Here is a 12,723-nt window from a genome sequence, read left to right on the forward strand (position 1 = left end):
TCGGCTCGGGCGGGCTGGCGTCCCGCCCGGCGGGCCGCGCGGGATCGGCGGGGGCGACCGCCGGGATCGGCGGTGCCACGGGCATGCGTCATCCGGTGTCACTCCTGATGGGAGATTGCACAGGGGAGTCGGATGACGACTCTAAGGTGAGATCTTCGGGGGGTTGGGACAGGGCGGGCGCGTGGCGTGTGGCCTGCGCGGGGTACTGCGGAGGGCGAGCGGGGTGACCGGTGCGCTCGGGCGAGCGGTCAGCCCGCCGCCGGTGGGATGCTCGGACCGAGTTCCAGCACCGGTCAGGTCGACGCCGTGCTGGCGATGGCCGCGGTGGTCGCGGCCGCGGCGGCCGCCTGCTGCGCCTCCTGGATGACCTTCCTGACGATCGGCGCGATCGGGGTCTGGTCCGTCGCCGCCGCGATGCGCGCCTTGGCGTGGCGGCGTTCGGCGCGCTGCGGGGCGACCACCTCCAGCAGGCGGGCCGGCCCGGACAGGGCGAGCACGGTGGCCGTGCGCGGGTCCAGCGGCCCGTCGCCGGTCGCGGCCGTCCGCATCCGCCACACCACCTCGTCGCGCGCCTCGGTGCGCAGCACGGGGTGGTGGGTGATCCGCACGACCAGCACTCGGTCGCGTCGGCGCCCCAACACGTCGGCGTCGACCAGGCCGTCGACCACGCGCGACCAGACCCCGCCGATCGCCCCGTCCAGGCGGCGGAGCTGGTCGGCCGCGCGCCGCCCGCGGACCGTGCCGAGCGCGGCGTGGACGTCGGCGAGCAGTGGGTGCTTCGGGCGGATGCCGACCGGCGCGAGCCGTCGCCCGTCCTCCTCGATCAGCCCCGCGAGCCCCAGCTCGGCGACGAGCGCGCCGCACAGCGCCACGCCCAGCGGCTGGCGGGAGGAGTTCACGGGAGTCCCGCGATCCGGGTCGAGCGCGAGCAGCAACAGGTCCTCGGCGAGCAGCACGGCCGTCGTCCCCCTCCAGGTCGAACGCGGCGGGACCGGAGTCCCGATCTGCAGGCGAGGATCATGCCCGGCCGCCGTGAGCGCAATCATCCGTCGCCCGGCCGACAGCCGAACCGAACCGACCCGGCCGAGCCCGATTCTTGACAGCCGCTGTGATCTACCTAACATATCTCACTACGTGTTCTAGGTAAACGTCCTCTCCTTGACGTGAACCATCCGGATCCGCATCTGCATCTGGAGGCCGACATGAGCACAGCGTCCATTTCCGGGCAGGGGCCGGACGGCCCGGTGCCGACGTCGAGTTCGCCGCTCGCCGGACTGCGGGTGATCGACCTGTCGACGACGATGCCGGGGGCGCTGGCGACCCGGTTCCTGGCCGACGCCGGCGCGGATGTCGTCGGGGTCGAGCCGGCGGGGGGCAGCCCGCTGCGCCGCTCGCCGGCCTGGCCGGCCATCGGCGGCGGCAGGCGCAGCGTCGTCGTGGACCTGCACGACCCGGCCGACCGGCCCGTGCTCGACGGGCTGCTCACCGGCGCCGATGTCGTGGTGACCACGCTGCGCCCGAGGACCGCCCGCCGCCTGCGCCTCGGCCCCGGCGACCTCGCCCAGCGCAACCCGCGCCTGGTCAGCGTGGCGATCACGGGCTGGGGTTCGTCCGGGCCCTGGGCGGACCTGAAGGGCTACGAGGGCCTGGTCATGGCCAAGCTCGGCATGTTCCACGCCAAGCGGCGACTGGTGTCCCGGCCCGGCCCGGCGTACTGCTCGGTCGCCTTCGCCACCTGGGGCGCCGCCCACACCGCCGTGCAGGGGATCGCGGCCGCGCTGGTCGAGCGGGAGTCCAGCGGGCTCGGCCAGCACGTGGAGGCCGACCTGGTCCGCGGGGTCAGCATGATCGATACCTGGAGCTGGTTCGAGCACCTCGTCGCGGTGCGCTTTCCCGACGCCTACCGGACCGTCGAGGCCACCACCCCGGCGGGCGACCCGGTCAGCGCGCTGATCTACCCCCTGCTCGCGGCGCCGACCAGGGACGGCCACTGGCTGCAGTTCGCGCAGGTCGAGCCCCGCCTGTTCGCGGCGATGCTGGCGGAGTTCGGCCTCACCCCGCTGCTGGACGACCCGAAGTGGGCGGGCTTACCGGTCCTGGAGACCCAGGAGTTACGCACCGAGCTCTGGGAGATCATGATCCGCAAGGTGGGGGAGCGTACCCTCGCGGACTGGCAGCACGTCTTCGCGACCAACCCGAACATCAACGCCGAGGTGTTCAACGTCGGCTCGGGCGTGCTGGACCATCCGCAGATCCGGCATGACGGCCGCGTCGTCGTCCTCGACACCGCCGAGCACGGCCCGGTCCGCCGCCCCACCACCCTCGTGCACGCCGACGGCGCCCCGCTGTCGCCGCCGCGGCCCGCCCCCCGGCCGGACGAGCACGGCGCCGAACTGCGCGCCGCGGCCGCCGGCGTCACACGCTCCGCCGCTCCGCACGCCGCCGCCCCGCACGCCGGCCCCGCCGTGTCAGCGCCGGTCGGTCCGCCGCTGGCCGGCGTCACCATTCTGGAGTTCGGGCTGATGTTCGCGGCCCCGTTCGGCACGACCATGCTGACCGATCTCGGCGCCCGGGTGATCAAGGTCGAGACGCTGGCGGGCGACACCATCCGCCGGATCCTGCCGTTCCCGGAGCTCGGCGCGGTGCGGGTCATGCAGGGAAAGGAGAGCATCGCCCTCGATCTCGGCACCGAGGAGGGCCGGCGCATCGTGCACGAGCTGGCCCGCCGCAGCGACGTGGTGCTGCAGGCGTTCCGCGCCGGCGCCGCCGAGCGGGCCGGGGTCGACGCGGCGACGCTGCGGGCGGTCAACCCGGATCTCGTCTACGTCAACGCGCCCGGCTACGGCACCGACGGTCCCTTCGGGGACAGGCCCGCCTACGCGCCGTCGATCGGTGCGGCCAGCGGCATCGCGATGACCGAGGCGCCGCACGCGGCGAACGCCACCTCGCTCGCGCAGATCAAGTCCACCGCCGCGCGGATCGCATCGGCCTCGGCGGTGACGAGCCTGCAGGCCGACGGGCTCGCCGCGCTCGGCGTGGCCTCGGCGATCTCGCTCGGCCTGCTGGCCCGCACCCGCGGCCGTCCCCTCGGCCCGATGACCGTCACCATGATCGCGACCGGCATGTACGCGCTGATGGAGCAGGTCGTCGAGTACGCGGGCCGGCCGGCACAGCCCGTCGTCGACGAGGGCGGGCACGGCCTGAACGCGCTCTACCGGATGTACCCGGCGGCGCAGGGATGGGTGTTCCTCGCCGCGCCCGCGCCGCGGGAGTGGGCGGCGCTCGTCGCCGCCCTCGCGGCTGGTCCCCCGGCCGGGGCGGGCGGATCCGGGGGCGGCGCGGTCTCCGATCCGGCCGGCGCCCGCGATGTCGATCCGGCCGTCGATCCGGCCGCCGACCCCCGGTTCGCCACGGCCGCCGCCCGCGCCGAGCACGATCACGAGCTGGCCGTCGAACTCGGCCGGATCTTCGCCACCCGGCCCGCGGCCGAGTGGGAACAGCGGCTGACCGCCGCTGACGTCGGCTGCGTCCAGGTCACCGAGATGGACGCGGAGCTGCAGCTGCAGACCGATCCGGCCCTCGCCGCCGAGTACGCCTCGCCGGCCGTGAGCCCCGTCTTCGACGACCACCTGCGCATGGGCCCGCCGGTGCGTTTCTCCCGGTCGTCCACCCGCAGCCTGGGCGGCTGCCTGGCTGGCGAGCACACCGAGGCCATCCTGCGCGAGCTCGGCCACGGCGACGACGAGATCAAGGACCTGCGTGCCCGCGCCATCGTCGGCGGCGGCTGACACGTGGCGACGGGCCGGCCCCCACCGCCAGGTCAGCGCTGCGAGCCGGTGTGTACCCGAGCCGGCCGCAGGCCCTCCTCCATGCTGGGCGCGTTCGCCATCCACCGCTCGCAGGAGCAGGAGACGGTGTACGTCCCGTCGTCGTCCGGCAGCACCGACTGGGCCACGCACAGGTCGCCGGAGTTGGCGGCCTCGTGCAGGAACTCGGTCGGCGAGTCGTACATCACGCTGTCACCCATGGTTCTCTGCCCCTTCGCGGAGGTGTGCCCCTTCGCGGAGGTGTGCCCCTTCGCGGAGGTGTGCCCCTTCGCGGAGGTGCGGGTGGAGCGGGCCGAGCAGCGCCTGGACGTCCTCCAGCACGCGCAGCGTGTCGTTGAGATGGGTGCAGGTCGACGTGCCGACGAAGGTCCGGCGCACGAACGGGCGCAGCCCGGCCAGCGGCATCCCGGCGAGCCGGGCGGCGCTGGCCGCGGCGGCCGGGCACTCGACGAACGGCAGCGCGCGGGGGGTCGCCTCGCAGCTCACGAACGTCGACGTGGCCGTGTCGACCTCGGCGGTCACGGTGTACTCGTGGATGACGGTGGCCACGCCCTCGGGCAGGACGTAGGAGTCCCGGAACAGGGCGTCGACGTGGGCCCGGGCGCCGGAGCCGTCGAGGCGGACGTCGACGCGGCGCGCCCGGCGCATGCCGCGCGGTGGCAGCGGCGGGGTGTCGTGCCAGGCCAGCGGGTCACCGGGGCGCTCGAGGGGCGGGGCGACCGGACCGGTCACCACCGGCGAGCGGCCGAACGCCTCGACCTCGCTCATGATCGTCCCGCCCGTGGCGAAACCCGCGCACAGGTCCGTGACGTGCCGGTAGTCGCCCTGGCGCATCGGCGGGATCGCCGGGACGCCGGTCTCCCGCGCCTCCTGCGCGGCGGCGCCGTAGGCGTGCCCGGAGACGAGCGCCGCGCCGGGCAGGTCGTCCAGCAGCAGGTAGAGCAGGTCCTCCTCGGCGGCCACCGCGGGGTCGACCTCGTCGAGCCGGCCGCGGAAGCCCGCGGCGACCGAGCGCCCGACCAGCCCGGCCAGCGCCGGTCGCGTCGGGTCGCTGGTGATCTGGCGCAGCTCGCGCCCGGCGGTGAAGTCCACCACCGCGTGCACCGTCGCCTCGCCCAGCACCTCGGCGCCCGCGGCCGTGCCGCCCGGCCCGTCGTCGGCCGGGTCGGCGGTGCGCAGGTCGCGGCCGCGGCCGACCAGGTGCAGCGGGCCGCCGAACCCGTCGGGGCGCAGCATGTCGATCGTGGTGGTGCGGCGGACCGATCCGGCCGAGCGGGCGGGCGTGCCGCTGGTCGGTTCGTGGATGCCATGCCGCGGATGCAGGATCCGCAGGGGAACCGTCGCCATCGGCGGATGCACCTCCCTCTCGGTGTGCGTGCACGGGCCTCGACGAGACCCACCCGCCGGATGGTCCGATGGGCCCGCCGCGTCCCGGTTGGTGGTCGTGCCCGGGGCTACCCAGCTGAAAACGCCTTTTTCACAAAATTGTTCCCGCCGGCCCGGCTGTCAACGGCGTCCCGCACCTGGACGCGGGCTGTCGCGCGGGAACTGCGGGTGGCGGCGGGGTCAGCTCACGCCGCTGGCGGACCGGCCGGTGGACGCGCCGAGGGCGCGGAAGACGAAGTCGGCGACCCGGTCCGCCGTCTCGGCGGGGCTGCCGGCCGGCGGGCACAGCAGCTGGCGGTCCAGGGCCCGGCCGAGCACCGCCTGGATCTGCTCGGCGTCGGCCCGCGGGTCCGCCCGGGGGAAGGAGCCGTCCTCGACGCCCCGGCGCAGGATCGCCGCGAGGGCCGCCTCCTGGGCGGCCTGGAACCGTTCCCGTTCCGCGGCGAAACCGCGGGCCCGGCGGGTCTCCTCGGAGCTCAGGATCAGCGCGCGGCGGCGGCGGGGCTCCGCCGACATCAGGTGCAACACGCCGTCGATCCAGCGGCGCAACGCCTCGCGGGCGGTCGTGGCCGCAGCGATCGACGCGGTCAGCTCGGCGGTGACGCGCTCGCAGTCGCGGCGGAACATCGCCAGCAGCAGGCTGTCCTTGGACGCGAAGTGGCGGTAGAAGGCGCGCGTCGACAGGCCGGCGGCGTGCAGGATGTCGGTGATCGACACGGAGACGCCCTCGCTCGCGAGCAGGCACCGGTACGCGGCATCCATGATCAGTTCTCGCTCGTCCTGGTTGTCCTGGAGCGCCACAGTGCCACCTCCTCGCCCTCGTCCCGGCCGCCGCACAGCCCGGCCGTGCAGCCCGGCCGTGCAGCCCGGCCGTGCAGCCCGCCCGCCGCCGGGCCCGGGCCACCGCCAGCCCGCATCGCCCCCCGGGAGGCCTGGACGATCACCCTACCGGCCGTCGGGCCGCCCGCCCGGGTCCGACCCCACCTCCCGGCCCGGGGGCCGCCGAGCGGGTCCGGCGGCCGTTTGCCAAGGTGGACGGATGGACCTGCGCATCTTCATCGAGCCTCAGCAGGGCGCCTCCTATGAGCGGCAGCTCGCCGTGGCGAGGGCGGCCGAGGACGCCGGCTTCGACGGATTCTTCCGTTCCGACCACTACCTGCGGATGGGGCCGGGTGATCCGTCGCCGGGGCCCTCGGACTCCTGGGTGACGCTGGCGGCCCTGGCCCGCGAGACCTCGCGGATCCGGCTGGGCACCCTCGTCACCTCCGCGACCTTCCGCCTGCCCGGGCCGCTGGCCATCGCCGTCGCGCAGGTGGACGCGATGAGCGGCGGCCGCGTGGAGCTGGGCCTCGGCGCCGGGTGGTTCGAGGCGGAACACACCGCCTACGGCCTCCCGTTTCCCCCGGTCGAGGAACGGTTCGACCGGCTGACCGAGCAGCTTGCGATCATCACCGGGCTGTGGGGCACCCCGCCCGGGGAGACCTTCTCCCACGACGGCCGGTACTACCAGCTCGCCGACAGCCCGGCGCTGCCGAAGCCGGTGCAGCAGCCCCGGCCGCCGATCATCATCGGGGGAGCCGGGCGGCGGCGCACCCCCCAGCTCGCCGTCACCTACGCGGCCGAGTTCAACGCCGCCTTCGCCGCCGCGGAGGTGGTCGGGCAGCGGTTCGCCCGGGTCCGGGAGGTGGCCGCGGCGGCCGGCCGGGACCCGGCGGACCTCGTCTACTCCACGTCGAACGTCGTCGTCTGCGCGAAGTCCGACGCGCAACTCGCCCGGCGGGCCGAGCGCATCGGCCGCGAGGTCGACGAGCTGCGCACCAACGGCTTCACCGGCACCCCCGAGGAGATCCTGGCCAAGCTCGCGACCTTCGGCCCCGACGGCGCCGGAGCGAGCCGGATCTACCTGCAGGTCCTCGACCTGGCCGACCTCGACCACCTCGACCTGATCGCCGCCGAGGTGCTTCCGCACGTCTGAGCGGGCGGGGGTGAGCGGGCGGGGGGGCGGCGGCTACCGGGCGTCGGCACGGAACGGGGGGAGCTTCAGGCTCCCCTGGCGAGCTGGAGGTTCTCGATGGCCGTCTCGGCCGCCGCCGGCTCGGCGAGCAGCCGCCCCAACGCCGCCGCGACCCGCTCCGAGATGATCGTCGCCAGGCCGTGGCGGGACCAGACGGCGAGCGGTAGCGGCGCGGGTTTCGGCAGGTCGTCGCGTGCGACGAGCCCTTCGGGTGTCTGCCCCATGGTGGCCATCAACGCGACCCCCAGGCCGGCACCCACGGCCGCCTGGACGCCGGCGAGCTGGATCGCCTCCGCGCCGATCACCGCGGGAATCGCTTGCGACGACAGGGCCTCCAACGCGCAGGTGCGCAGCGCGCAGGGATGGTCGAAGGCGACCACGGGCATCGGCTGCGTCGCCGCCGGCCGCCGCCACACCGGGGAGGAGTACCAGATCAGCTCCAGCTCGCCGACCGGCGTCGCGCGCGGGTCGTTGGCCGGGCCGAGCAGCAGCGCCAGATCGATCCGCCCGGCCTCGAGCCCCTCGCGCAGGTTGGTGCCGCGGTCGATGCGGAAGCGGATGCGATAGCGGGGCAGCGACTGCTCCAGCGCCGCCGCGAGGAAGGGCAGCAGTTGTGCCGCGGCGTGCTCCGTCGAGCCGATCACGACCGTCTCCTCGGTCTCCATGCCGAAACCGTGCAGGGTCTCGTCGTGGATGGCGAGGATCCGCCGGGCCTGGCGGAGCAGGTGCTCGCCGTCGGGGGTCAGCCGGGAACCGCGGCCCTGGCGCTCGACCAGCGCGCGTCCGGTGGCGGACTCGAGCCGGCGCACGTGCTGGCTCACCGCCGCCTGGCTGAGGTGCAGCGACGTCGCGGCCCGCTGGAAACCGCCGCAGTCCGCGACAGCGACGAAGCTGCGCAGTGGGGCGATGTCCAGCATTCGTCGCATGCCGGTCAGGGTACTGGACATTCATAACCAGATGCGATTGATCGTCATAACGAAGCGTAGTTGGACATCCGGTCGCCGGACCAGCATGCTCATCGGCATGACCCAGTCGACGACCGTGATGCTCACGTGTTGTCGTTGGCTGGATCTCGCCCGTGGTCAGGCAGCGCTCTGTCGCTGACCTGATCGGTCGCTGCGCCGCCGCAGCCAAAGCCGTCGCCCGTTCCAGCGACGCGATGTAGGTATCTCCCTTCCTTTCCCGCGTACTTCAGCGCGCCCATTGTGCCGGAACCGGAACCGGATTCGGCCCGACGGACGGCGCCGTCGTCGTGCGCTCTCCGCCCCCAGCCCGGGAAGGCTCCACCATGTCTGTTCGCACGCTCAAACTGGGCGCCGTCCTCATCGGAGTCGGCGGTCCGGGGCAACACAACACGTGGCTGAGCCCCGAGATCCCGGGTGACGCCAGCGTGGACGTCCGCTGGTACATCGCCCGCGCCCAGGAGGCGGAGGCCGCGAAGTTCGATCACGTCTTCATCGTCGACAGCCAGTTCATCACCGCGGACTCCCCGAACCACTACCTCAGCCGCCTGGAGCCGTTGACGCTGCTGTCCGCGATCGCCGTCCACACCCGCCACATCGGCCTGGTGGGGACGATCACGACGTCCTACAACGAGCCCTTCAACGTCGCCCGCCGCCTCGCCTCGCTCGACCACATCAGCGGCGGCCGCGCCGGCTGGAACGTCGTGACCAGCGGCGACGCCGGCACGGCCGGCAACTACAGCCGAGACGAGCACTACGACTATCCGACCCGCTACGGGCGAGCGATCGAACACGTGCGAATTGCGCAGGGGCTGTGGGACTCCTACGAGGCGGACGCCTTCCCCCGCGACAAGGAGCGCGGCGTTTTCTTCGAACGTAGCCGCCAGCACGCGCTCAATCACACCGGTGAATTCTTCTCCGTTGTCGGACCGCTGAACCTCGAGCGCACCCCCCAGGGCCAGCCGGTCATCTTCCAGGCGGGCGACTCGGAGGAAGGGCGTGACCTCGGCGCGAGCATCGCCGACGCGATCTTCACCCACGCGCCGACGCTCGAGCAGGCGCAGGCGTTCCGCACCGAGCTGCGGGCCCGGGCGGCCGCAAAGGGCCGCGACCCGGAGAACCTGCTCATCGTCCCGGGAATCTCCCCCATCATCGCCGACACCGACGAGCAGGCCCGTGCCAAGGAGGACGCGATCCTCGGCGAGGGCAGCTTCGAACGGGCCCTGGCCGAGCTCGGGCGCCCCTTCGGCTGGCACGACTTCTCGCAGTACGACCTGGACGCGCCGTTCCCCGAGGTCGGAGACGTCGCCGAGCGCAGCTTCCGCACTCATGCGGACGCAATCACGAAGCTGGCGCAGGAGAACAACCTCACGCTGCGCCAGGTGGTCGAACACCAGCTGCAGGCCCGCCGCTCGCCCTTCGTCGGGTCGCCCCTGACCGTCGCGAACGAGATTCAGCGCTGGTTCGAAGGCGGTGGCTTCGACGGCGTCAACATCACCGTGAACGTGCCGAGTGAGTTCGCGCGCTTCACCGATCAGGTGCTGCCGATCCTGCGCGAACGAGGCGTCGTCCGCGCCGAATACGAGTCGACCACGCTGCGCGGCAATCTCGGCCTGCCGATTCCCGAGAACCGGTACACGGCGGCGCGACGCCGCCACGAGCAGTCCGTCGGCGACGCGGTGGGCGACAGCGCGGCGGTAGGCGACAGCGCGGCGGTGGCCGACAGCGCGGCCTCGGTGCTTGTCCCCTGAATCGCAGCCCATTCCCGTCGAGATCCAAACGTCAAGATCCAGACAGAGAAAGAAGACGATGACCTCCGCGCGACATCTGCCGTCCGCCCGCCGCACGAGACGCGGCGCCGTCCTCGGGGCCCTGGTGACCCTCACGGCCCTCGTCCTCAGTGCCTGCGGCTCCGGTTCCGGCGCCGGAACCGCGGCCGCCGGCGGCGGAGGCGGCGGTAAGTCGGCCACCCTGAAATGGGCCTCCTCCTTCTTCCCGACGCACTGGGATCCGGTGGTCTCGGGCAGTGGCGCCCAGTTCCGCATCCTCGCCCTGCCCTATGCGTCGCTGACGAGGACGGACGCGAAGGGCAACGCCGTCCCGGACCTGGCCGAGAGCTGGGCCTACAACGCCACCGGCGACGAGATCACGTTCCATCTGCGCCCGAAGCTGACGTTCAGCGACGGCACTCCGGTCAACGCCGCGGCGGTCAAGGACGCCATCGACCGGGCCAAGTCGCAGAAGAACTCGGCGCTGTTCGGCGACCTCACCTCGATCAAGTCGGTCACGACCGGCGGCGACCTGGACGTGGTCGTCCACCTCACCCAGGTCGACCACCAGATCCCCCTGCTGCTCGGTGAGCGCGTGCTGCAGATCGCCAGTCCCAAGGCCGCGGCGGACCCGGCGAAGCTCGACCAGAACCCGGTCGGCGCCGGACCGTTCGTCGTCACGCAGTTGATTCCGGGCACGAAGGTCCTGCTGAAGAAGAACCCGAACTACTGGGACGCCAAGAACATCCACATCGACAACGTGGAGCTGGTTTCGGCGCCCGACAAGGCCACGGTCGTCTCCGGCCTGCAGACGGGCGTCTACAACTTCGCCGACCTCGCCCCGAGCCAGGCGAAGGCCGCCAAGGCGGCCGGCCTCGACGTCTTCGTGCAGCCTGGCTTCAACGCCTCGAACATCAGCCTGAACATCAACAAGGCGCCGTTCGACAACCCCAAGGTCGTCGACGCGGTCCGCTATGCCACCAACCGGCAGGAGTTCGTCGACAAGCTCACCTTCGGGTACGGCAAGCCGACCAACCAGCCCTTCCCGCCCGGGTACATCGCCTACGACGAGAAGTCGGCGAACCTGTACCCGTACGACCCGGCGAAGGCGAAGCAGCTGCTCGAGCAGGCCGGCATCAAGCCGGGCCAGATCAAGCTGGACCTGGTCATCTCGAAGGAGGACCCGGCGGCGGAGATCGTGCAGTCGCAGCTCGCGGCGATCGGGATCACCGTCACCATCAAGATCAACAAGAACTGGGCGACGCCCTTCTTCGCCAAGGATCTGACGTTCTCGCTGTACGGCACGACCGGGCGTGACTCGGCCGTCCAGACGCTCACGGCGCACTTCGGCCCGGACGGTCCGCTGAACCTCAGCTCGCCCTACGAGCCGGAGGGCTTCGAGGCCGCGATCGCCAAGGTCCGCCAGACGCCGCTGGACGCGCCGGACTACCCGCAGATCCTGCAGGCGGCCACCCGCGTGGGCCTGCAGAGCAGGGCGCTCGTCTTCACCTACTCCAGCCCGAACCTGTTCGCCAAGAACAAGGCGATCTCCGCGCTGCCCGCCAACCCGGCCCACATCGACTGGACCGGCGTGACCATCGGCGACTGATCCGGCCCGCGCCGACCGCACCTGCGCCGACCCGCGGCGCCCACCCACGCCCACTCCATGCCCATCCACTCCCACCCGACGTCCATCCACGCCCAACCGGCCTGAAGAGAGGAGGCAACCCATGGCGGTGAGCACGGCTGACCACGCGGTCGTTGCCGACCCGGGCGCTGCGCTCGCCGCCGCCAGGGCGCGCCGCGCCGCCGGCCGCGTCCTGGTCACCCTCGCCCGTTCGGTCGCGATCTTCGTCCCGGTCTTCCTGGTGGCGACCTTCCTGACCTTCGCCCTGCGGGCGATCAGCGGCCTGAGCCCCGCCAGCATCCAGCTCGGGGAGAGCGCCACCCCGGACGCGGTCGCCCGCATCGAGCAGCAGTGGGGCCTGGACCGCCCGTTCCTCGCCCAGTACTGGAGCTGGTTCACCGACATCCTGCACGGCCAGCTCGGCGCGAGCTGGTCCAACGGCACGAACATCGCCGAGCTGATCAGCAACGGCCTGGCCATCAGCCTGTCGGTGGTGACGCTGGCGCTGATCATCGGCGTCGTCTTCGGTTTCGGGCTCGGCACCCTGGCGGCGGTGCGCCGCACCACCTGGATCGACCGGACGATCACGGGCTTCCTGACGATCTTCTCGGTGATGCCGCCCTTCGTGGTCGGCATCGTCCTGGTGACGGTCTTCGCCGTCGGGCTCGGCTGGCTGCCGGCCGCGGGCTACGTGCCGGCGAGCGTGGGGACGTGGCCGTGGTTCACCCACATCCTGCTGCCCGCGCTGGCGCTCAGCCTCGACCCGATGGCCGACGTCGCCCGCCAGCTTCGCTCCGGCCTCATCGCCTCCTACCAGGAGAACTACGTGACCGGCGCGATCGTGCGGGGGCTCAGCCCGCGGCGGATCTTCTTCCGGCACGTGCTGCGCAACGGGGTGGGACCCGCCCTGAGCGTGCTGGGCTGGCGGTTCCCCACGCTCATCGGCGGCTCCGTGGTCACCGAGTGGATCTTCGGGCTGCAGGGCTTCGGCCGGTTCGCCAACGACTCCGCGCAGGCCGGTGACGTGCCGGCGGTCCAGGGCGTGCTGGTCGTGTCGATCGTGCTGGTCGTCACCTTCAACCTGATCGTCAACATCGTCCTGGGCCGGGTCACGCCGGCCTCGCAGCGGGGGGTGTGA

10 protein-coding genes are annotated in these 12,723 nt (G+C 72.7%); 5 read left to right on the forward strand and 5 right to left on the reverse strand.

Annotated features, from left to right (window positions below; genetic code table 11):
* Positions 1-293 precede the first annotated feature (293 nt).
* Entirely contained in the window at positions 294-1,046 is a 753-nt protein-coding gene (locus FRAQA3DRAFT_RS00675) for a GPP34 family phosphoprotein (protein WP_232291848.1), read from the reverse strand.
* A gap of 156 nt (positions 1,047-1,202) precedes the next feature.
* Between FRAQA3DRAFT_RS00675 and FRAQA3DRAFT_RS00680 the strand changes: the two genes are divergently transcribed.
* The gene (locus FRAQA3DRAFT_RS00680) at positions 1,203-3,788 is read left to right on the forward strand and encodes a CaiB/BaiF CoA-transferase family protein (protein ID WP_009399223.1); all 2,586 of its coding nucleotides are present in this window, start codon (positions 1,203-1,205) and stop codon (positions 3,786-3,788) included.
* Between the two features lie 32 nt (positions 3,789-3,820).
* On the opposite strand, the gene FRAQA3DRAFT_RS00685 is transcribed toward FRAQA3DRAFT_RS00680, so the two are convergent.
* The 3 genes from FRAQA3DRAFT_RS00685 to FRAQA3DRAFT_RS00695 all read right to left on the reverse strand — a co-directional run bounded on the left by FRAQA3DRAFT_RS00685 (position 3,821) and on the right by FRAQA3DRAFT_RS00695 (position 6,014).
* Entirely contained in the window at positions 3,821-4,027 is a 207-nt protein-coding gene (locus FRAQA3DRAFT_RS00685; protein WP_009399224.1) for a hypothetical protein, read from the reverse strand.
* Complete coding sequence (locus FRAQA3DRAFT_RS00690; RefSeq protein WP_009399225.1) at positions 4,020-5,174, reverse strand: DUF2889 domain-containing protein; 1,155 nt, start codon at positions 5,172-5,174, stop codon at positions 4,020-4,022. Before FRAQA3DRAFT_RS00690 ends, FRAQA3DRAFT_RS00685 begins: the two co-directional genes overlap by 8 nt.
* Before the next feature lie 219 nt (positions 5,175-5,393).
* Positions 5,394-6,014: a TetR/AcrR family transcriptional regulator gene (locus tag FRAQA3DRAFT_RS00695; RefSeq protein ID WP_009399226.1), complete on the reverse strand. Its 621-nt coding sequence runs from the start codon at positions 6,012-6,014 to the stop codon at positions 5,394-5,396.
* 238 nt (positions 6,015-6,252) lie between these two features.
* Between FRAQA3DRAFT_RS00695 and FRAQA3DRAFT_RS00700 the strand changes: the two genes are divergently transcribed.
* The gene (locus tag FRAQA3DRAFT_RS00700; RefSeq protein ID WP_009399227.1) at positions 6,253-7,188 is read left to right on the forward strand and encodes an LLM class F420-dependent oxidoreductase; all 936 of its coding nucleotides are present in this window, start codon (positions 6,253-6,255) and stop codon (positions 7,186-7,188) included.
* Positions 7,189-7,253: 65 nt separating this feature from the next.
* On the opposite strand, the gene FRAQA3DRAFT_RS00705 is transcribed toward FRAQA3DRAFT_RS00700, so the two are convergent.
* Positions 7,254-8,174, reverse strand: a complete 921-nt coding sequence (locus FRAQA3DRAFT_RS00705; RefSeq protein WP_009399228.1) for a LysR family transcriptional regulator — start codon at positions 8,172-8,174, stop codon at positions 7,254-7,256.
* 341 nt (positions 8,175-8,515) lie between these two features.
* Between FRAQA3DRAFT_RS00705 and FRAQA3DRAFT_RS00710 the strand changes: the two genes are divergently transcribed.
* The 3 genes from FRAQA3DRAFT_RS00710 to FRAQA3DRAFT_RS00720 all read left to right on the forward strand — a co-directional run bounded on the left by FRAQA3DRAFT_RS00710 (position 8,516) and on the right by FRAQA3DRAFT_RS00720 (position 12,723).
* Positions 8,516-9,940: an LLM class flavin-dependent oxidoreductase gene (locus FRAQA3DRAFT_RS00710; protein ID WP_009399229.1), complete on the forward strand. Its 1,425-nt coding sequence runs from the start codon at positions 8,516-8,518 to the stop codon at positions 9,938-9,940.
* A gap of 58 nt (positions 9,941-9,998) precedes the next feature.
* Complete coding sequence (locus tag FRAQA3DRAFT_RS00715; protein WP_009399230.1) at positions 9,999-11,567, forward strand: ABC transporter substrate-binding protein; 1,569 nt, start codon at positions 9,999-10,001, stop codon at positions 11,565-11,567.
* A gap of 121 nt (positions 11,568-11,688) precedes the next feature.
* On the forward strand, positions 11,689-12,723 hold the full coding sequence (locus tag FRAQA3DRAFT_RS00720) for an ABC transporter permease (protein ID WP_009399231.1): 1,035 nt from the start codon (positions 11,689-11,691) through the stop codon (positions 12,721-12,723).

The sequence above is a fragment of the Frankia sp. QA3 genome (genome assembly GCF_000262465.1).
In the GTDB taxonomy this organism is placed as follows: domain Bacteria; phylum Actinomycetota; class Actinomycetes; order Frankiales; family Frankiaceae; genus Frankia.

Coding starts and splice junctions, on each gene's coding strand:
- FRAQA3DRAFT_RS00710 (WP_009399229.1), top strand. CDS start 8,516: ATGTCTGTTCGCACGCTCAAACTGGGCGCCGTCCTCATCGGAGTCGGC.
- FRAQA3DRAFT_RS00720 (WP_009399231.1), top strand. CDS start 11,689: ATGGCGGTGAGCACGGCTGACCACGCGGTCGTTGCCGACCCGGGCGCT.
- FRAQA3DRAFT_RS00715 (WP_009399230.1), top strand. CDS start 9,999: ATGACCTCCGCGCGACATCTGCCGTCCGCCCGCCGCACGAGACGCGGC.
- FRAQA3DRAFT_RS00685 (WP_009399224.1), bottom strand. CDS start 4,027: ATGGGTGACAGCGTGATGTACGACTCGCCGACCGAGTTCCTGCACGAG.
- FRAQA3DRAFT_RS00700 (WP_009399227.1), top strand. CDS start 6,253: ATGGACCTGCGCATCTTCATCGAGCCTCAGCAGGGCGCCTCCTATGAG.
- FRAQA3DRAFT_RS00675 (WP_232291848.1), bottom strand. CDS start 1,046: ATGATTGCGCTCACGGCGGCCGGGCATGATCCTCGCCTGCAGATCGGG.
- FRAQA3DRAFT_RS00705 (WP_009399228.1), bottom strand. CDS start 8,174: ATGTCCAGTACCCTGACCGGCATGCGACGAATGCTGGACATCGCCCCA.
- FRAQA3DRAFT_RS00680 (WP_009399223.1), top strand. CDS start 1,203: ATGAGCACAGCGTCCATTTCCGGGCAGGGGCCGGACGGCCCGGTGCCG.
- FRAQA3DRAFT_RS00690 (WP_009399225.1), bottom strand. CDS start 5,174: ATGGCGACGGTTCCCCTGCGGATCCTGCATCCGCGGCATGGCATCCAC.